This window comes from Acinetobacter calcoaceticus (assembly GCF_051947995.1).
Taxonomy (GTDB): Bacteria; Pseudomonadota; Gammaproteobacteria; order Pseudomonadales; family Moraxellaceae; genus Acinetobacter.
The window spans coordinates 45378-65800 of record NZ_JBLVVH010000013.1 but is presented as its reverse complement, the minus strand read 5'-3'; the positions used below and the strand labels follow the sequence as shown (position 1 = coordinate 65800).

Annotated in this window: 15 protein-coding genes, 1 tRNA gene and 1 pseudogene; 6 read left to right on the top strand and 11 right to left on the bottom strand. The window is 45.2% G+C overall.

Annotated elements, in window-relative coordinates; genetic code table 11:
- Positions 1 to 1204: pseudogene (locus tag ACNQO6_RS17300) on the bottom strand (beta strand repeat-containing protein); the annotation flags it as partial.
- Between the two features lie 597 nt (positions 1205 to 1801).
- Positions 1802 to 7159 carry a beta strand repeat-containing protein gene (locus tag ACNQO6_RS17295; RefSeq protein ID WP_440209771.1) on the bottom strand — a complete coding sequence of 1786 codons (5358 nt, stop codon included), beginning with the start codon at positions 7157 to 7159 and terminating at the stop codon, positions 1802 to 1804.
- Positions 7160 to 7662: 503 nt separating this feature from the next.
- On the opposite strand from ACNQO6_RS17295, the gene ACNQO6_RS17290 reads away from it, so the two are divergent.
- Positions 7663 to 7739, top strand: a tRNA-Arg gene (locus ACNQO6_RS17290).
- Positions 7740 to 7780: 41 nt separating this feature from the next.
- On the opposite strand, the gene ACNQO6_RS17285 is transcribed toward ACNQO6_RS17290, so the two are convergent.
- Complete coding sequence (locus ACNQO6_RS17285) at positions 7781 to 9079, bottom strand: SRPBCC family protein (RefSeq protein WP_440209770.1); 1299 nt, start codon at positions 9077 to 9079, stop codon at positions 7781 to 7783.
- 362 nt (positions 9080 to 9441) lie between these two features.
- On the opposite strand from ACNQO6_RS17285, the gene ACNQO6_RS17280 reads away from it, so the two are divergent.
- Together ACNQO6_RS17280 and ACNQO6_RS17275 are read left to right on the top strand one after the other, a co-directional pair.
- The gene (locus ACNQO6_RS17280; RefSeq protein WP_262476502.1) at positions 9442 to 9939 is read left to right on the top strand and encodes a YcxB family protein; all 498 of its coding nucleotides are present in this window, start codon (positions 9442 to 9444) and stop codon (positions 9937 to 9939) included.
- A gap of 33 nt (positions 9940 to 9972) precedes the next feature.
- Complete coding sequence (locus ACNQO6_RS17275) at positions 9973 to 10617, top strand: fumarylacetoacetate hydrolase family protein (RefSeq protein ID WP_440209769.1); 645 nt, start codon at positions 9973 to 9975, stop codon at positions 10615 to 10617.
- A gap of 86 nt (positions 10618 to 10703) precedes the next feature.
- Here the strand turns inward: ACNQO6_RS17275 and ACNQO6_RS17270 are convergent, their stop codons facing one another.
- The gene (locus ACNQO6_RS17270; RefSeq protein WP_032868687.1) at positions 10704 to 11504 is read right to left on the bottom strand and encodes an AraC family transcriptional regulator; all 801 of its coding nucleotides are present in this window, start codon (positions 11502 to 11504) and stop codon (positions 10704 to 10706) included.
- A 107-nt stretch (positions 11505 to 11611) separates the two neighbouring features.
- Here ACNQO6_RS17270 and ACNQO6_RS17265 point away from each other — a divergent pair, with 107 nt between their 5' ends.
- Positions 11612 to 12517: a DMT family transporter gene (locus ACNQO6_RS17265; RefSeq protein ID WP_440209768.1), complete on the top strand. Its 906-nt coding sequence runs from the start codon at positions 11612 to 11614 to the stop codon at positions 12515 to 12517.
- 26 nt (positions 12518 to 12543) lie between these two features.
- Here the strand turns inward: ACNQO6_RS17265 and ACNQO6_RS17260 are convergent, their stop codons facing one another.
- Complete coding sequence (locus ACNQO6_RS17260; protein ID WP_440209767.1) at positions 12544 to 13794, bottom strand: YihY family inner membrane protein; 1251 nt, start codon at positions 13792 to 13794, stop codon at positions 12544 to 12546.
- Between the two features lie 113 nt (positions 13795 to 13907).
- Between ACNQO6_RS17260 and wrbA the strand changes: the two genes are divergently transcribed.
- Positions 13908 to 14507, top strand: a complete 600-nt coding sequence (gene wrbA, locus ACNQO6_RS17255) for an NAD(P)H:quinone oxidoreductase (RefSeq protein WP_005227358.1) — start codon at positions 13908 to 13910, stop codon at positions 14505 to 14507.
- Here the strand turns inward: wrbA and ACNQO6_RS17250 are convergent.
- Both ACNQO6_RS17250 and lgt read right to left on the bottom strand, forming a co-directional pair.
- Positions 14504 to 14869, bottom strand: a complete 366-nt coding sequence (locus ACNQO6_RS17250) for a hypothetical protein (RefSeq protein WP_440209766.1) — start codon at positions 14867 to 14869, stop codon at positions 14504 to 14506. The two genes, wrbA and ACNQO6_RS17250, sit on opposite strands and share 4 nt — an antisense overlap.
- Positions 14870 to 14971: 102 nt before the next feature.
- On the bottom strand, positions 14972 to 15784 hold the full coding sequence (gene lgt, locus ACNQO6_RS17245) for a prolipoprotein diacylglyceryl transferase (protein ID WP_199973233.1): 813 nt from the start codon (positions 15782 to 15784) through the stop codon (positions 14972 to 14974).
- 106 nt (positions 15785 to 15890) lie between these two features.
- On the opposite strand from lgt, the gene ACNQO6_RS17240 reads away from it, so the two are divergent.
- Positions 15891 to 16673: an NRDE family protein gene (locus ACNQO6_RS17240; protein ID WP_440209773.1), complete on the top strand. Its 783-nt coding sequence runs from the start codon at positions 15891 to 15893 to the stop codon at positions 16671 to 16673.
- Positions 16674 to 16723: 50 nt separating this feature from the next.
- Here the strand turns inward: ACNQO6_RS17240 and ACNQO6_RS17235 are convergent, their stop codons facing one another.
- The 4 genes from ACNQO6_RS17235 to tatA form a co-directional block, all read right to left on the bottom strand.
- Entirely contained in the window at positions 16724 to 18709 is a 1986-nt protein-coding gene (locus ACNQO6_RS17235) for a PhoX family protein (RefSeq protein ID WP_440209765.1), read from the bottom strand.
- Positions 18710 to 18890: 181 nt separating this feature from the next.
- On the bottom strand, positions 18891 to 19655 hold the full coding sequence (tatC, locus tag ACNQO6_RS17230; RefSeq protein ID WP_005283090.1) for a twin-arginine translocase subunit TatC: 765 nt from the start codon (positions 19653 to 19655) through the stop codon (positions 18891 to 18893).
- Complete coding sequence (gene tatB, locus ACNQO6_RS17225; protein WP_343579538.1) at positions 19652 to 20092, bottom strand: Sec-independent protein translocase protein TatB; 441 nt, start codon at positions 20090 to 20092, stop codon at positions 19652 to 19654. The genes tatC and tatB overlap by 4 nt, the downstream gene beginning before the upstream one ends.
- A 12-nt stretch (positions 20093 to 20104) precedes the next feature.
- Positions 20105 to 20320, bottom strand: coding sequence for a Sec-independent protein translocase subunit TatA (gene tatA / locus ACNQO6_RS17220; RefSeq protein ID WP_416650835.1), 216 nt, complete (start codon positions 20318 to 20320; stop codon positions 20105 to 20107).
- Positions 20321 to 20423: the final 103 nt, after the last annotated feature.

The window sequence follows — 20423 nt, the reverse complement described above, 5'->3', positions numbered from 1 at the left end:
TGCCGCCAATGATTCCAGTGATTGCACCTAAAGGACCACCTTCGCCACCACCGATGCCGCCAGTAATACTACCGATGATGTCAGTGATTGAGCCTAAAGGACCGCCTTCACCGCCGCCAATACCACCCGTAATACCACCGATGATGCCTGTGATTGCACCTAAAGGACCGCCTTCACCGCCACCAATACCGCCCGTAATACCGCCGATGATGTCAGTGATCGAACCTAAAGGACCGCCTTCACCGCCACCGATGCCACCCGTAATGCCACCAATGATGCCTGTGATTGCACCTAAAGGACCGCCTTCACCACCACCAATGATTCCACCAGCATTGGTCAAATCACCCGCAATATGTTGAACCAGACCAGAAGCAGTGGAACCGTTGTTGATCAGTGTACCCACCACCCCTGTAAGAGAACCGGCGGCACCACCAATATCAGCACCTGCCAGATCAGAAATGGCTTCAAGTGTACCGTTTACGGTATCGCGAGAGGTTTCAAAAGTAAGTGTTCCCAGATCTGCAAGATCGCCAATCGGATGCTCGGATTGATGAACTGCCCCAATAATCGTACCTGCAACTGTATCAATACCAGTATTGATCACTTCTGTTTTTAAGCTCTCAAGGCCTTGTAGTACATCAATACCAGACTGAATCACACCTGTGACCGGATTATGACCAAGGTCACCGCCTGTAATGCCACCAATGATATTGGTGACTGCACCAAGCGGGCCGCCTTCTGTACCCCCTGTAATACCACCGATAATGCCTGTTACAGCGCCTAGTGGATTGCCACCAGCGCCTCCTGTGATACTGCCAACAATATTTGTAACGGCACCTAATGGACCAGCATCGGTTCCACCTGTAATACCGCCGATAATGCCTGTTACAGCGCCTAACGGATTGCCAGTAGCACCGCCTGTAACTCCTCCAATAATATGTGTGACTGAATCAAGTGGACTACCGCTTGTTCCACCTGTGACACTGCCAAGAATGTTGGTAACTGCCCCGAGAGGATTGTTGGCTGCTCCGCCAGTAATGCTGCTAACCGTATTGCTCAGTGTATTGGTTGAAACGATATTGGTAATGGTAGAGAGGGACAGGGGAGCAAGAAGTGAACCGCCAACATGAGATGTTGAGTTATTACTATCGACTAAATTCGAAGTAATGCTTTTAATGGGTGATAGAAGACTTTTAAAAAGCATAACGATACCTATATTTTTAAAGTTGTGTTGTTCTAAATGATTATTAAATTGCTATGATTTTTTTGTGATTAAAGTCACATTAATCGCTTTTAGTGTTATATGATGCAATTCTTTTGTCAATCTGTAAGGGTCGTGGCTTGGATTGTTAAATTTGAGTTTAAGTTGCTGAATATAAATAATTTTATTTGTAAAAACATTATATTAAATCTACATATGTATTTTATTATAAAAAGTCTTATAACCTCAGTGGAATAAAATATAATCAAATTTATCAGATAATTAAAATGAGTTTTTCTCCTGAAATGGCTCTTTTTTCAGGTTGTCGGTTAGAAAGTTATAAAATTTGTTACTCATTTGAAAATAAATATTTCTAGTCAAAGATGGTTTTTAATAAAATTTTAAAAATCAAACTGTTGATCTTATTTTGTACCTTCGCTTTTTAAAGAAAAGCAAGCATCAATATTCGTTTATTTCCAAGCTAATGATGGGTTGTTAAAAAAAACTTATTAATGCGACTTCTCTTTTCGCTTCATTGCAATTGTGATCTAAGAGGAGAGAAAAGCCACTGATTCCAGCAGCTTTTCTACAATTTAGAGATTAAAAGTGATGAACAGAACCGAATAGATGATCGGTTAAACCTGATAATGGTGAAGTGATGGAGATGAGATCTGTTAAAGCACCACCATTTGGATTTGGTTCACCTACAGCAATACCTGAACTTGATGAAACGGTTCCTGTAATCGCAGTTAGGATATTATCCACGCTACCATCTTCATTATTGACATGAACAAGGTTGCTAATCCCATCGAATAGATTGCCATTTGACAGGCTACCCAGACTGTCTTGCAGAAGATCGAGCGTTAAGCTACCACTGCCAACCACGATCTGGATCGGTTGAGCAACTCCGGAAATCACATCACCACCACCGATACCGCCAGTAATGCCACCGATAATGTCAGTGATCGAACCTAAAGGACCGCCTTCACCACCGCCAATACCACCTGTAATACCGCCGATAATGTCAGTGATCGAACCTAGAGGACCACCTTCGCCACCGCCGATACCGCCAGTAATGCCACCGATAATGTCAGTGATCGAGCCTAAAGGACCACCTTCGCCACCACCGATACCACCCGTAATACCACCGATAATGTCAGTGATTGAACCTAAAGGACCGCCTTCACCACCGCCGATACCGCCTGTAATACCGCCGATAATGTCAGTAATTGAACCTAAAGGACCGCCTTCACCGCCGCCAATACCACCCGTAATACCGCCGATGATGCCTGTGATTGCACCTAAAGGACCGCCTTCGCCGCCGCCGATACCACCCGTAATGCCACCAATGATGCCTGTGATTGCACCTAAAGGACCGCCTTCACCGCCACCGATACCACCCGTAATGCCACCAATGATGCCTGTGATTGCACCTAAAGGACCACCTTCACCACCACCGATACCACCGGTAATACCACCAAGCAGGCCACCAACATCAGTCAGGTCACCGACTGCGTGTTGAACCAGACCAGAAGCTGTTGAACCATTGGTAATCAGTGTACCGACAACGCCAGTAAGAGAACCGGCAGCGCCACCAATATCAGCGCCTGCCAGATCAGAGATGGCTTCAAGTGTGCCGTTTACGGTATCGCGAGAAGTTTCAAAGGTGAGGGTACCGAGATTGGTCAGGTCAGTCACTGGATGAACACCTGGAAGTACGCTGCCAATTGCACCGCCGACCGTGCTAATACCAATGTTGATAATATCGGTTTTCAGGCTTTCAACGCCTTGCAGTACATCAATACCAGACTGGATTACGCCTGTAACTGGATTATTGCCTAGGTCACCGCCCGTAATACCACCGATAATTCCAGTGATTGCACCTAAAGGACCACCTTCGCCACCACCGATACCGCCAGTGATTCCACCAATGATGTCAGTGATTGAGCCTAAAGGACCGCCTTCACCGCCGCCGATACCACCGGTAATACTACCGATGATTCCAGTGATCGCGCCAAGAGGCCCACCTTCACCGCCGCCGATACCACCGGTAATGCCACCAATGATACCTGTGATTGCACCGAGAGGCCCACCTTCACCACCAAGACCACCTGTGACTCCGCCCACAACACCTGTCACGGTACCGAGTAGGCCTGTGCCACCTTCGCCATCACCTGCCACAATATGAATAATGTTGGTCACTGGGCTAAGCGGATTAAATTCACCTTCACCATTTAAACCGCTGAGGTCGAGTACCGAGATGGCATTGCCTGAGAAGTTAATTGGAATCGTAATCGGTGTCACGATACTGGCATCATCACCAATCCCATTGCCAATACCATAATTATGCTCACCATTGCCTGCGCCAATACCGCCGAGTAAGCCGCCTGAGCCATTACCACTGCCACCATTGCCAGTGCCGTTACCATTGTTGGTGCTATCATTGTCCTGAACATGATTGTTGGTTGTGGTGGATGAATTATTGTGAGAGTTGGCTGTTGCACTACCAAATAAAGAGATTGCATTACCTGACAGGTTAATCGGAATGGCAATCGGGGCGACGATGCTGGCATCATCTGCAATGCCATTGCCGATGCCATAGTTATGTTCACCATTGCCTGCTGCAACACCGTTGAGTAAACCACCTAAGCCAAGCAGCCCGCCTGAACCACCGCCTACGCCATTACCGCCACTATTACTATTGTCTGTTGAATCATTGTCCTGAACGTAGTTATTGGTTGTGGTTGAGGAGTTGTTGGTTGAATTGGCTGTTGCATGACCAAAGATCGAGAAGGCATTACCCGATGCATTGATCGGTGTCGTAATCGGGATTACTACACTGGCATCATCGGCAATACCATTGCCAATACCGTAGTTGTGTTCGCCATTACCTGCTGCAACACCATTCAATAATCCGCCTCCTGTGCCATTACCTGAACCGCTGCCAGTACCGTTACCACCGCTATTACTGTTATTGGTTGTGTCGTTATCCTGGAAGTAATTATTGGTTGTGGTTGAGGAGTTATTCACTGAGTTTGAAGTGGCATTGCCAAAGATTGAGAAGGCATTACCCGATGCATTGATCGGTGTGGTGATTGGTGCTACCACACTGGCATCATCGGCAATCCCGTTACCAATACCGTAGTTGTGTTCACCGTTGCCTGCACCGACACCATTTAATAAACCACCACCGACACCATTCCCTGCCGTACCACCAACACCACTACTGCTATTGCCATTATTAATGCTGTCATTGTCCTGGAAGTAGTTGGTGGTTTTGGTCGATGAGTCATTGACCGAGTTTGAAGTGGCATTGCCAAAGATTGAGAAGGCATTTCCCGAACCACTGATTGGCGTTGTGATGGGTGCAACCACACTTGAATCATTGCCAATCCCATTGCCAATACCATAGTTATGATCACCATTCCCTGAAGCAGGGCCATTACCCCAACCACCCACGCCATTGCCAGCAGCACCGTCTGTCAGGCCCGTACCACTGTTACTATTGTCAGTCGTGTCATTGTCTTCATAATGATTGACGGCTGTGGTCGATGAATTGTTGACTGAGCTTGTGGCTGAGTCTCCAAAGACCGAGAAGGAGTTGCCCAAGCCGCTGAGAGGGGTGGTGATTGGCATGACGACACCAACGTCATCACCATTACCGTTGCCAATACCGTAATTATGTTCGCCGTTGCCAGCGCCGACACCATTGAGTAGGCCACCAATGCCATTGCCTGCACCACTGCCAACACCGGTACCACCGCTGTTGCTATTGTCCGTTGTATCATTGTCTCGGACAATATTGGTGGTGGTGGTCGACGCATTGTTATGCGATGCGTTATTGGCATCCCCAAAGAATGAGAATTCATTGCCCAAGCCGTTGATTGGCGTTGTGATCGGGGTGGTAATGCCGACGTCATCGCCGTTACCATTACCGATGCCATAGTTTTGCTCACCATTGCCTGCGCCAATACCGCTTAGTAGACCTCCGATGCCATTGCCAGCAGCACCTGCGCCACTATTACTATGGTCGATATGATCATTGTCTTCGACGATGTTGGTGGTATTGGTTGATCCATTATTGACCGAGGTATTGCCGGTATGAGTCGGATCATTGCTGCCAAACCAGGAAACATTATTCCCCATGGCATTGATCGGAGTCACCACAGGCGAAGTCCAGTCTGCGTCATCACCGTTACCATTGCCGATACCGTAGTTGTGTTCACCATTACCGGCGCTGATACCGTTGAGTAAGCCACCCAGACCATTGCCAGTGCCGCCGGTACCTGTACCACTATTGCTATTATCCGTGCTGTCATTGTCCTGAACATGGTTCAGTGTGGTGGTCGGTGCCGAATTGGTTGATGAATTATTGCCACCCCCGCCAACAGAATTGCCGAGTACATTTAAAGGGGTGGTCCAAGGCACCGTAATGTCGACATCATCTCCATTACCGTTACCAATACCATAGTTTTGTTCGCCATTCCCCGCAGCAGGGCCATTGCCTAAGCCCCCCACACCATTACCGACGCCCCCCGTACCTGTACCACTATTACTGTTATCGGTCGTGTCATTGTCCTGAATAATATTGGACGTGGTTGTAGGAGCGGTATTTGTTGAGTTCACATCGCCATCACCCAAACCTGCAAAGGAATTGCCGAGTACATGCATAGGTGTGGTCCATGGTACGGTTACGCTGGCATCGTCACCGTTGCCATTGCCAATACCGTAATTGTGTTCATCATTGCCTGCACTAATACCATTCAGCAATCCGCCCAGTCCGTTACCGCTACCCCCTGTACCTGTACCGCTGTTGCTATTATTGGTGGTGTCATTGTCTTGAATATTAGTCGTTGATGTGGTCGGTGCGGTATTGACGGAATTCACATCTCCACCGCCAAGACCTGCAACTGAATTGCCGAGTACTTGAAATGGTGCAGTGACGGGTGTAGTGACACTGGCATCGTCACCGTTACCATTACCGATCCCATAGTTTTGTTCACCGTTACCAGCGCCCACGCCATTTAACAAGCCACCATCACTGCCATTACCCGCGGCACCGGTGCCAGTATTGCTGTTATTAATGCTGTCATTGTCCTGAATATTGGTGGTCGAAGTGGTTGGTGCAGTATTAACTGAATCAATATCGCCACCACCCAGACCCGCAATCGAATTGCCCACCGCTTGAACGGGTGTGGTCCATGGGATGGTGACTGTGGCATCGTCGCCGTTGCCATTACCGATACCGTAATTATGTTCGCCATTTCCAGCTGCTACGCCATTGAGTAAGCCGCCACCGTTGCCGTTGCCAGCTCCTGTACCCGTATTACTATTATTGGTGGTGTCATTGTCTTGAATATTGACGCTAGAAGTAGTTGGTGTGGTGTTAACTGAGTCCAGTTCGCCTTGACCCAGTGCGGCAACTGAATTGCCCAAGGCCTCGAATGGCACTGTGATCGGGGTTGTCAGGTTGGCATCGTCGCCGTTGCCATTACCGATACCGTAATTATGTTCGCCGTTGCCAGAGGCTATACCGCTTAACAGGCCACCATCACTGCCATTTCCGGCGCCTGCACCAGTATTACTATTATTGATGATGTCATTATCGTGAACCTGCGTCGAAGCGCTGGTGGTGGCAGTATTAATAGATGAAGAATTGGCTGACCAGGGAAATGAATTTCCTAATGAATGAAAAGCTGTGGTGAAAGGAAGGGGGAAATTAAGGTCTTGGGCATTACCAACGCCAACACCGTAATTTTGATGACCATTGCCTGTGATAACACCGCCTAATAAACCATCACCAGAACCATTACTATTGTTGGTGATGGTGGTATCTTCGACCTGAACGTGATTTGTTGTCGATACAGTGTTGACAGGAACTGGTGCCGTTGTTTGGCTATTACTACTCGAAAATGAGAGAATACCCGTAATTGGTGATAAAATATTTTTAAATAACATGTCGATATACCTATAATTATTGGAGTTTTGTTTTATTTAGCTTAATAATTATGTGACTCCTGTCGCATAATGTACTAATTAGTATTGGGTGATTAACGCTTTAATGTCAATATTGCAGTATGTATCATATTTTTTAATGACTTATAAAACTGATATAAAACAATTGCTTGTATTTGTATTTTTAAATGCATATTTTAGTTTTTATTAATATTATGAAATTATAGATTATTTATAAAAATTACAGAGTAGTTTGAAGTACCTTTTATAGACTGTTATTTATTTAATTGAATTTTAATATTTAAATTTTTTTACCAATAGTTTGGCTTGGCCTATTCTGAGATTTATGATTACAGAGGGAATTGCTCCATTTTTTTAGTCAATTTTGCGTGGTTATAGGTACTTCATCCGGACTTGGTGCCGAATCTATAGCCAGTTGATCGGTAACTTTTGAAAAAGGTCTTATATTTTGTCAAAAATTGCGTATAATGCCCTCCATCAAATATGCGCTCATAGCTCAGCTGGATAGAGCACTTGGCTACGAACTAAGGGGTCGGGAGTTCGAATCTCTCTGAGCGCACCAATTTGAAAAAAGAAACCGCTTAAATGCGGTTTTTTTGTGTCTTAAATTTTTGCCTTGAGTTTCTGTACAAATACCGCATTCCCACCAACCGCAGGTAGCACGTCATGATAAGGCAGGCTTCGCATTGCCCTGAGCAAAAAAGGTGCCTTTTCATCGATTTTCATGCTTGTTGTCATTTTAAATAAGGTCCCTTGATCTTGAGCAGCAAGGCGCATTTCCCCTTTGATAAAGCGTAAGTCTCCGCCATTGGCATAAAAACGATTCTCAGTCGTGTTGGGATAGTTAAAATGCAGTTTAAAAGCAAAGGGAATATTGATCACGCCCAAACCCACATTGACCTTTAGATCTGCATCCTGCGCCTGATTCTGAACAGGTGTCGTGACCACTTTCTTAATCTGGCGGGGAAACAGTTCCTGATAGGCATTAGGACTCAACCATTTTTGTAAGGGTTGAGAGGATTGTGTATAAAAACGATAGGTTGTGGTAAAGCGCATGGCTTCACGTCCATGGGTATAGGGTACGCTAGTGGGCGCATGCAGAAAGCTCACCGGCTGCTGGGCATTCTGGCTCAGTTGCGCGATTTTTAGCAATTGTGCGCGATTCAGTTGCGGGCTGGGAATTTGTCCGGCATTCAGGGCGATTATATTTTGCTGATTAAAGCGGTTTCTGAGCGCCTCCATTACAAAAGCATTGGTACCACTGGGGATGCCCAGCTTGACTTCAGGAATGGCATTCAGAATTTTCTTAAAAATAAATCCTTTGGGTTGGTTCAGATCTCCCCATTGGGTTAAGGTGATTAAGGTGTGATGTTCGTCCAGAGCAAACCATTCAAATTTACCTATGCCATAAGGAATGGGCGCATCAATCACCAGACTGGAAATACTATTGGGGTTAATCTGGTGCTGTATGGTGACATCTTCATTGAAGTTCAGCACAGGAATAGGTGTCGGAATCGAGACCCGATATTTCATCTGTACAATATTGCCTGAGTGTTCCAGGGCTTTGGCGGATTTCAAGGTCGGGAATAAACCGACATATTGATTAAAATCAGTTAAGGTTTTGCCCACCTGCTGGGCGTTGACGGGTACAATCATCGCAGCCGAATTGAAACTCACGCTGGGTTGAGGGTTGGTTTTTAAGGTGGGGAGTGCTGTTTTTGTGACAGGATGCCCATAGATAAAAATCGTGTTTTGGGTATAACTTGCCAGTATTTTGGGGTTGTTTTGAAATGGCTGTAAGGCACTGGGGATATTGTCATTCCACGACAATAGTTGAGCAAAACAACTTTGTGTTGTGCCTAGGAAAATACAAGAGATAAGTAGTCCATTCAAATAACGCATCACATTCCTTTGATTCTTATTCGTGATTTGGCGGGCATTAACACTCTGTGCTTGAGTGTATTCACGCCCATTATTAATAAGATTTTTTAGCGTTAAAAAATAGTCGTGTTGTGTAAAACTTCACCAGAAACTTGATTTGATTGGTTGAGCATATAAATATATATGCAGGCGATTTAAGAACAAAAGGCGATATTTTGCAGGACTTTAAAATCAAAGCGTCGGGATAAATTGATATAAAAAAGAATCATCAAGTCAGCTTAAATCTCAGATTTAAATTTTGTATCAAAACGCCAGAAAGGTGATTTACCTGTGAAGCATTTATGTTCTAATAGGTCAGTTTTTTTCAAATGTTAGAAATCAAAATGTCTGAACAACGTCCAACGGTCTCTGTGCGCTATTATCTGAATCTGGAAGAATCACAAGATGGTTTTGCTCTGGTCACTTTTGGTAAAAAGACTTTCAGCCGTTTTCTAACACCCGTGATTAGTATCGCGATTATCCTGTGGGGGATTTATTTAGGCTTCTCTGGAGTCGGGCGCTATTATGTGGCGTTGGGTGCGTTCTTTCTGCTGATGCAGGGCGTAATGCGCTACTGGTTATTGCCGATGTTATTCAAGCGCCAGTTTGTTCGTTACCAGTTCGGTAAAAGTGAGCAGGGGATTGATTTATATCAGGATTATTTTGAACTGTACGCAACAGGCAAAACCCAGAGAACTCAGTATACCGAGGTGCAATCTTTTGCAATTGGCAAACTGACCTATATGCTGGAACTGAAAAATCATACCGTGATTATTGTACCGAAACGTGCATTTGCAAATACTTCAGATCAAACCAAATTTGAAAATAGCTTTAAAAAGTAAATTTATCAGCGGTTCAAAGAACAAGGAACATTCATGAGTACACGTCCTTCAAAAATTGTGTGTGTCGGCCGAAATTATGCAGAACATGCCAAAGAGTTAGGCAACCCTATTCCTGATCGTGCGATCTTATTCATCAAGCCGCCGAGCAGTCTGAGTCCTTTATCAGAAGGAATCAGCTGGAATCAGGCTTTAGGTGAGTGTCACTATGAATGTGAAATCTGTTTGAAAATCACCCATCCTCTATCTCGGGAAACGGATCCGGTCAAAGCTTTGGAAGCCGTTGGTGCTGTGACCTTGGGGCTGGACTTAACCTTGCGTGATTTGCAAGGGGATTTAAAAGCCAAAGGCGAGCCATGGGAACGTGCCAAAGCCTTTGACGGAGCCTGTCTTCTGGCGGACTGGATCGAAGCGGATGAAATTGGCGACTTGCAGGAGCTGGAACTCATTTTCACCATTAATGGGGTTGAGCGTCAGCATGGATTTAGCAAAGACATGATTCGGGACATTGGTGCGTTACTGGTTGAGATCAATCAATGTTTTAGCCTGGAAGCAGGTGATGTCATCATGACCGGTACACCAGCAGGTGTCGGCGCTTTACGTGCCAATGATCAGTTGACTATGAAACTGATTACCCAGTCTGGTGAATATGACTGGGATAGCTTTGTGAAAGCACAATAAAAACAGCAAGATAAAAAGCGCTGCTCGATAAATAGCAGCGTTTTTTTATTGCAAGGCCTGATCTTTATACGCTATCCAAGCAAAGCTTAACTGCCTTGATAGAGCTTGCGGAACTGGTCAGGGGTGAAATGCATCCAGCGTTTAAACATATAAATAAAAGCGGAGGAGCTGGCATAACCCAAATCCAGCGCAATACTTTCAATGGTCTTACCCTGATTGAGCATCGACATGGCTTTCATGACTTTTAATCGCTGCCGCCATTCATGTAATGACATGCCCAATTCTTTCTGGCTATAGCGGGCCAATGTACGTTCGGTCATGTTGATCATGTGGGCGAGCTGTTCAAGGGTGCTGTTGTCTGCAGGAAACTCATGTAAATGGCTCAGAACCTTAGCCAGTGCCGGATGTTGCGTGGTGGGCAAATAGCTGCCGACCAGTTCAGCATGGGTCAGTGCGTCCAGTAAAACCTGAAGTAGGCGGATATATTCAGGATCGTGTTCTGAAAATGCGGTGTGACGAAGATGTTCCAGCAGTGCGGAAACCAGTGGTGCGGACAGTAAAATCCCGGCCTGTTGTGGCATGCGTTGACATAATGACTCATGGATATAAAGCGTACAATAGGTCACATCATTCCGGTTAATTCCGCTATGTTGCAGATGCGGCGGCAGCCAGATGCCATAAGGCGGCGGGGTAAGGTAATTGATCTGCTCAATATTGACTTCAAGCACCCCGTCAAAGGCATAAATAAACTCTCCCCAGGCATGCGCATGTTTAGGATAAAAAGTCTCTGCAGGCGCATCCCGAACCCGTAACCATAAAGGTGCCGGAATATCATTGTAGGTTGGAATGGCCTGAAAATCCTGAATCCGTTGTGCTGACTTTTTCATAAGATGAGAATTGCCCGAAAACACGCATGTCTTGTCAGATTTTCACTATATCATGAAAATCTGACAGCCTTATATTGGTGCTCAAATAATAGAATCGGGAGTGTGCGATGGATGAGCGCAAAGCATTAGATGCAACTGCATCGGGCCTGATGGTCGTACTGTGTATGATCTGGGGCTTACAACAAGTCATTTTAAAAATGGCAGCTCCCGATATTTCGCCCTTAATGCAGATTGCATTGCGGTCAGGTATGGCTGCAATTTTGTTATTGCCGTTGCTGTATCTGGATAAAGCCAGTCAGTTATTCAACCGCCAGAATCTCAAGGCAGGGGCACTGGTCGCTTTTTTATTTTCTTTGGAGTTCTTTCTGCTGGCGCAGGCCTTGCAATGGACGTCTGCATCTCATGCGGTAGTGCTGTTGTATACCGCTCCCATTTTTGTGGCTTTGGGGCTGCACTGGAAGCTGCCTTCCGAGCGTTTAAGTGTGTTGCAGTGGAGTGGTATTGCCCTTGCTTTTTTAGGAATCGTGGTCACTTTTATGAGAGCAAATCAGGGTGCTACCCAGCTAGAACAGCAGATGCTATGGGGTGACTTACTGGCTTTGGCAGGGGGGATTGCCTGGGCGGCAACCACGGTGACAGTGCGTTTATCTTCGTTGGCACAGGCTGCCGTTACCCAAACCCTGTTTTATCAACTGGCAGGCAGTTTTGTATTGCTGTTCGGTTTGGCGTTTTTTCTCGGACAAGCCACCATTCATTTTACCCCGCTGGTAATCGGCAGTCTGGCCTTTCATACCTTGATTGTATCCTTTGCCAGTTTCCTGGCCTGGTTCTGGTTATTACGCAATTATCTGGCCTCGCGACTGGGCGTGTTTTCCTTCCTTACGCCGTTATTTGGCATGGTCTTTGGCGTCTGCTTGCTGGGCGAAAAAATTGAACTGAATTTTGTGATGGGCTCAGCCTTGGTATTACTTGGCATTGTGGTGGTCAGTCTGCAAGGCTGGATCAGAAAATAAAAAAGGCCTCGAAAGAGGCCTTTGGATTATTTCTGTTCAAAGATGGTGGACAGCGGAATGGATAGCTTGGCAGCTAAATAATCATTACTTTCAATCAGGGATGGGCCGAGCCGTTCCATCCATTCATCATCCTGATGGATATGTTCGACATCGGGACGTAACGGTAATGGATAAGGCAGGGCGGTGAAGAAACTCCAGAAATCGACCTGCGCTAAATTACGTACCAGTACATATTCATCTTTATCCGTGCGCATAATCAGGTTCTGCTGTTCCAGTTGCAGGATATAAGCCGGTAGTCGACCTAATTCGCCACGTCCAATAATATTCAATAGCTCTTTCTCACTGACACTTTGTCCAATCTGCTGCTTCTTGTAAAACAGTTCCAGAATGTCGAGTAGCATCAGGATTGGATGGCGTTTCTGTTCTTTGCCAGAGTGAAAGGCGGTGAGGGCATAGCTGATTTCAACACCTAATAAAATGATATTCCAGGACAGATAAATCCAGAGCAGGAAGATCGGCACTGCGGCAAACGCACCATAGACGATTTCATAACTGGTGAAGTTACTCATCACCCAGCCAAAGAAACGTTTTAGGACTTCAAACACGGTTGCACTAAAACAGGCAGCAATAAAGGCCGAAAAGACCGGGACAATACGGTTCGGGATAGTCCAGTATAAAATGAAGAAGCCAACAATGGTCAGTAAAAACGAGATCAGCCAGAGCAGGAAGGCGCCATCCAGCTGATAGCCTGCAAAATTATTGCTGAGAATACTCATCGAAGCGACGGTTGAAGACAATACAAAAGCACTGCCTAACACAATTGGGCCCAGTGAAATAATGGTCCAGTAACGCATAAAACCGACCAGACCCGTACGAGTTTCCTTAACGCGCCAGATGCGGTTAAACACATTCTCGATCGAAGTCAGCATCAGCACGGTGGTAACAAACAGGAACAGCACACCTATGACGGTAAGATTGCTGGACTTCTCGGTAAATGCATTTAATGCCTTGTCAAAGGCAATGGTACTTTTGGGTAAAAAGTTACTGTAAATCAGTTGTTGTAACTGTTGCCGCGCAGGTTCTAAGGCTTTAATGGAGGAGATAATCACCAGAAAAACAGTCAACATGGGAACAACTGCAAATAGAGTGGTATAGGTTAAACCACCTGCTTGTTCCCGACAGCGATCCGCTTCAAAACGCCGTAACACAAACACAATAAATTGAAACCATGTTTTTTCTAAAAAAGGCAGTTTTTTTAGATAACGATGTAAGTTCATGGGTTCTATCCTAATTATTTTTAATAAAAATCCTGTGAAAACACAGGACTTGCAACAGCTTAAAATGTATAAAATGTCTTATAGTGTCCTTTTTAACAAAATTCTTGAAAGTGATGCAACCTTACGTTCTTGTTCTTTATTACAGTAAATATGGTTCAACCAAGCAAATGGCGCATCTGATTGCCGATGGCATTGAAGCTGCAGGTGTGACAGCGCGCATTCGAACCGTGCCGAATTTAGCCACCGTCGTCACTGAAGCGGCGCCTAGTATTCCAGCAGATGGCGACCTTTATTGCACTTTAGAAGATCTCAGCCATTGCTCCGGTTTGGCCTTGGGGTCACCAACGCGTTTTGGCAATATGGCCAGTGAGATGAAGTACTTTTGGGATCAAACCACCAGTTTATGGCTGAATGGCGCTTTGCATGATAAACCCGCCTGTGTCTTCACCTCTTCAGGTTCCATGCATGGCGGGCAGGAAAGTACGTTATTGACCATGCTGCCGCCATTATTTCATCATGGCATGATGATCTTGGGCTTGCCCAACTCAATTCCAGCCCTGTCGAATACCAAAACTGGTGGAACACCGTATGGCGCCAGCCATGTCAGCGGGCCTCGCCATGATCAAAGCCTGAGCCAAGATGAAAAGGTTTTGTGTGAAGCACAAGGCAAGCGTTTGGGCGAAGTCGTTAAGGCGTTGGCTGGAAAATTTTAAGTCTGGGACAGTCGATATTGTTGTCCGACTCGAACCAACTGCCAGAATTGTAGAGGATCGATTGGATAGGCAATCACGCTCTGATGTTCACTAAGGAGCGATATTTTATCGAGATTGCCTTGTGCTGATATCAACATGGCATAGACATAATCAAGCAGATCGATAGCACTGAAAACCTGTTTATAGGCATCTTGCAGTTCAGCATTTTGATTGGCAAAACACACCCGATGCGGCTCATCTTCATTAAGGAATGAAAGGCCAAGTGTTTTTTCTATTGCTGTCACAATCTCCCGATTTAATTGTAGAGGGGAGAGCGATAGAACGAGTTGGTGGGGTTTAAAACCTGCACGGTGATCTGGCATCACTTTGACCTGTTGCGATAGGGATAGCTTATAAAATCACTATACGCTTTTTATGGATGATGAATACAGCGTAAAAAAATGGGAGCTTTTGCTCCCATTTTTTTATTTCTTTAACTGCCAGTCATAGATGTTTCGACGATAGGCGTACCAGATCATCCACAGACCAATGATGATCATTGGGAAACTGAGGAGCTGGCCTTTGGTCATCCAGCCAAACAGGATAAAGCCCTGGTCTGCATCGGGTTGACGGAAGAATTCCATAAAGAAGCGGGCAACACCATATCCGGCCAGGAACAGTGCAGAAACAGCCATACGTGGACGTGGCTTGGAACTAAACCACCACAGCACGATAAACAGGATCAGTCCTTCACACATGGCTTGATAGATTTGTGAAGGATGGCGGACCAGACCTAATGGATCAGTTGGAAAAATCATCCCGAACGGATAGTTTGGATCTTGTACCTGACGACCGTAGAGTTCCCCGCCAATAAAGTTACCAAAACGTCCGAACATAAGGCCTGTCGGTACACATGGTGCAATAAAATCCAGGGTTTGAAACCAGGTTTTCTGGTACTTTTTGCACCAGAACAACATGGCAATCATGACACCTAGGAAACCGCCGTGGAAGCTCATGCCGCCAGTCCAGACCTGAAATAACCACAGTGGATTTTCCAGAAACTTACCGAATTCGTAAAACAGCACATAGCCGACACGTCCACCCAGCACAACACCCAGTGCACCGTAAAAGACCAGATCTGAAACCATATCGGCAGTCCAGCCATCACGTTGTTTAGCGCGGTACGATGCCAAACCCCAGGCACATAGAAAAGCCAAGAGATACATGAGTCCATACCAGTGCACCTTGACTGGTCCTAAGCTCAGCGCAACTGGATCAATATTTGGATAGGTCAGCATTGCTGTTCCTCAATTTAGAATTTGAAATTAAGTTTTGATCAGATTGTAGCGGAATGATGTGAAAAATGTTGTACATTCAATGTGTAAAGATGTGAGAACCAAATCAATGTGTATTGTCGCTTTCGCATGGCATGTACTGGATGAGATGCCATTATGTCTACTTTCAAATCGTGATGAATTCTATCATCGCCCTAGTGCAGCTTTACATCAGTGGCCCCTGAGTCCGATTGTGGCCGGGCAGGACTTACAGTCAGGTGGGACCTGGATGGGCGTGACTGCATCGGGTCGATGGGCCATCCTCACCAATTTCCGTAATGGCCGGGATCAGCAATCCTACACCACTTCACGTGGCCATCTGATCCAGTCTTTTCTGGAAAGTGAGCTGGCACCGATTCGTTTTGCACAGCAACTAGAACAGCAACAGCAGGATTATGCAGGCTTTAATCTGTTTGTTGGCGATCGGGAACAGGCCGTTTACATGAGTAACCGGGGTGAAGCGCCTCAGGTGCTGGCAAATGGGGTATATGTGGTATCGAATGGTTTAATGTCCGAAGATTGGCAAAAGACCCGACATTTACGCAAGCGCTTTACCCAGGAGTTTTTACCGATGCTGCAACAAGCACAAATGTCTGAGGCCGAGCTCAGACATGCGGCCTGGGATATTCTGGAGGATGAGCGCAAGGTCATTCCGGACCTGTTACCTGACACCGGCATCAGCAATGAGATGGAAGCCTTATTGTCTTCGACCTTTATCCAGAGTCCGGTATATGGTACACGCTGCTCAAACTTTTTAAGACTCAACTCAACACAATGGCAATGGCTGGAAAAATCCCAGCAAGGGCAACAGCAGGGACAGATTGTTGCATTGGAACTCGAGTTGCACCCATAAAAAATGCCGACATGAGGTCGGCATTTTCTTTTTGCAATGAAAGCTTGGATTTAAGCTTTTTTCTCAATTGATGGCGCAACTGGATCAGCAGTGATGTAGCCGACACTGGCACTATAGCCACCATTGTAGTTGGCTAAAACGGTTACTTTTAAGTCAGCAGGCAGTTTTGAGCTATCGCCTGCATGCTGGAAATTGCTCATGATATAGGTCCAGCCATTGACTGAATCAACCGCATGTAAACCGGTTGATTCTGCACCTGCTGGTGTCGAAAGAATTCGGTCTAAAGACTTGGTATCCACGTTATATGCCCACAGGAAGTTATTGGTATGGTTACCGCTATCTTCACCGATGAACAGGGTGCGTAAGGTCTCAGAGAATTTTAGGTTATCTGGACTGGCGATATTGTTTGGATCAGCCGTATTGCCCAGACTATCCACAGGAATATCCTTGCCCATCAATAGCATATGACTTTGATAAGGGGTCCATTCACTGTTGATGACACCATTTAAGTGGTCAACTTGGCTGCCTTTAAGGTCATGTGCAAGTACACCGCCTGCTTTCAGGGTGTTTTTAAATTTCACATTATGTTCAGCCACCCAGCCTGATTTGCCTTCAATCATGGAGTCCTGGATATTGGCCAGCGCAGAATAAGCCACTTTATCCTTGATGTTTACCGTGGTGCCTTCCATTTTGGTGAAGGCCATACTGCCGCCTTTGAGCGCCGCATAACGGTGTGTTTCAAGGAACGCTGCCGCCAGTTCGATTTCGGCTTTGCTGAAACCGTTATTGGCTTCTTTTAACTTGACCCACAAGGTTTTCTTATCTAATACAATCTGGGTATAACCGGTCAAATCTGCCGGGGCAGTGCTTAAGCTCTCCATAATATTTTCGGCTTTAATGCCACGAACATTGACCAGATCTTCAATGGTTTTACTGTTGGTATGACCCAGTTTGATCCATTTAATCGGTGCTGTAGAGGTTTCATTCAATTCAGCTGTGTATTTCGCAACGTATAGGCTGCCTGCAGAAAGATCTTTCTCTTTATCTGCAACAAACATAAAGAAACCGCCGTTGGTATAGTCATCGCCCATGATCACGGTGCGGTTATCTGGCATCACCTGAATCAGCTCGTGTGAAATACGGCCTAGGCAATAATGTTTAACTGCAGTACCGCGACCTTTACCATCCAGAATGATTTCCGGTAAATGGCCGTAGTTATAGACATTCGCCGTATTTTCATTGCCATACAGATTTTTACTATAGGCTTTCAAAGTTGCGAGACTGCTACCGATCTGATCAAAAGCATCCGGTTCATATTCTTCACTAGAAAGATGGGTATTCCAAGGTGAAAGGCTCGCACCACAGGTAATCCATAGACCGTGCACTTTGGACATATCGACATTGAAGTACTTTTTCAATGCCAGATGACCTGTTTTCTGATCCTGATCCAAAGTCAGTACCGCAATTGGAGAAGGTAATTGCCCATACATACTTTGTTGAGCCAGGTTTTGTGTGGTGTATTCGAACTGCACCACATGGAAGACAGGATTGTTGACGCCCGGTACTTGTGCGTCTTTCAGATGAATCATTGATGAACCATCTGGACAGTCAGAGAAGAATTGACGTTCCTGACCTGCCACCGAGGTATCCCGGATCGGTTTATTGTTGATGTCGTAATAACTACCGGCAATAATTTTTCCACCATCGATATTGTCGACTTGCATACCTGTGCGGAAAAACTCTTGATAACCCAGTTTATATTCGGTGGTGGTATTGTCTTCCCAAGTCACGGTCAGGCTAGACTTGACTGAAGTAGTGGCCATTTCTGCTGTGGTTGAGGGCGCTGCCATGGGGGTAAATTTGGCATTTTTAAACTTAACCAGTTTTGCTGGTGGCGTGACAACATTGTTATCGTTGTCATCATTACAACCCGTTAAAGCTGCAGCTGTACCCATTGCCCCCAATGGTAAAAATGGAACGCCAGCGAACCATTTTAAAATATCACGACGACTTGGCTGATTAGTATTGGCTGTCATAATAATTCCGTATCTATAATATAGGGTAAATAAATCCTGATCGATTCTATGAAGTGGAGATGACAGTTTTTTGACAGTTTGAAGGCAGTTTCAAGACAATTTAATTTTTATAAATAGCTAAAAAATATAAATTAAAAACAAAAAATCCCTGAAGCATGCTCAGGGATCTGATTCGGTTCACTTAAGCGGATGCTTTACGTTTTTCGAGTATTTTTCCAAACAATAAACCCAGTTCGAATAACATCCACATCGGTACCGCCAGCATAATCATCGACAAGGCGTCAGGTGGTGTTACAAACATGGCAACAAAGAAACAGCCGACCACAATGAAACGGCGTTTTTCAATCAGGCTCTGGGTACTCACCACACCAATTAAAATCAGAACCAGCGTAATGATGGGAATTTCGAAGGTAAAACCAAACACTAGAAACAGTTTTAAACAGAAACTTAGATAACTGTTGATATCGGTCATTGGGGCAACGGTTTCAGGTGAAACACTGATAAAGAAATGTAAAATTGCCGGCAAGGTAATAAAATAGGCAAAGGCCACACCCAGATAAAACAGCACGATACTGCCCAATAGCAGCGGAATAGCCAGATGGCGTTCCTTTTCATACAGGGCCGGTTTGATAAATGACCAGATCTGATAAATGATATAAGGCATGGCCAGCATGAATGCCACAAACAGATTCAGCTTGAATGGCGCCATGAATGTGGCGGTGACATCAGTCGCAATCATGGTTGAGCTGGCTGGTAGCTGTTGTCTTAACGGTTCTGAAAGCCATTGATAGGTCGTGTTTCTAAACGGCAATAAACAGAAGAACAGCAGAATCGTTACCCCAACAATCTTGAACAGATATTGACGGAGTACAATCAAATGCTGCATCACTGGCATTTGTTGCAGGGTTTCTTCAGGATTTACTGAGGTCGAAGGTAACTGGCTCATACGGCAATCTTTAATTCTGTATCAAACGGTTGAGTCGACAGACTCGGCTCAGGTTTGAAAGGTAATTGCTTGTGATATTCAAGACTGAACGGCAGTATCGCTTGCCGCGGACTCAACTTATAGATGATAGACGCTTTAGTCTCAGCTTTGACTTGTTCAGTCTCGGAAGGCGTTTGTGTATTTTTAAGCGCATCTAGCTGTTGTTGCATCCTGCGTTCAAGTTCTGTGATTTTATCAATTTCTTTTTGCATTTCTTCGCGGAACTCGGAAAGGCGAAGTTCGCGGTCAATTTCGTTCTGAATATTGTTGATAAACTTTTTAATTTTTCCATACCATTTGGCTACGAACCGGGCAGCTTCTGGTAATTTATCAGGACCGAGCACCAGCAATGCAATCACTGCAAAGCAAAAGATTTCGGTCATTCCCAAATTCAGCATAGTCGTGCTCGCTTAACTTTTTACCGAGCTTTCAGTATTTTTAACTTGAGCATCAATAGTGCGAGGTTCATTTAAAGAGGTCGCGGTTTCGTCTTCTTTCATGGATTTTTTGAAGTCTTTCACTGCGCCACCGACATCTTTACCCAGATTTTTAAGCTTTGATGTACCGAAAAGTAAAATCACCACGATTGCAAAAATCAGTACATGCCAAATTGATAAACCCGCCATAATTCTATTCCTGTAAAACTTTGGGTATATCTCAACAGTTTGGCATGACAGAGATGTGACATTTATATTGCAGTTTTAAGACAGTGCATTTATCCCATGCTAA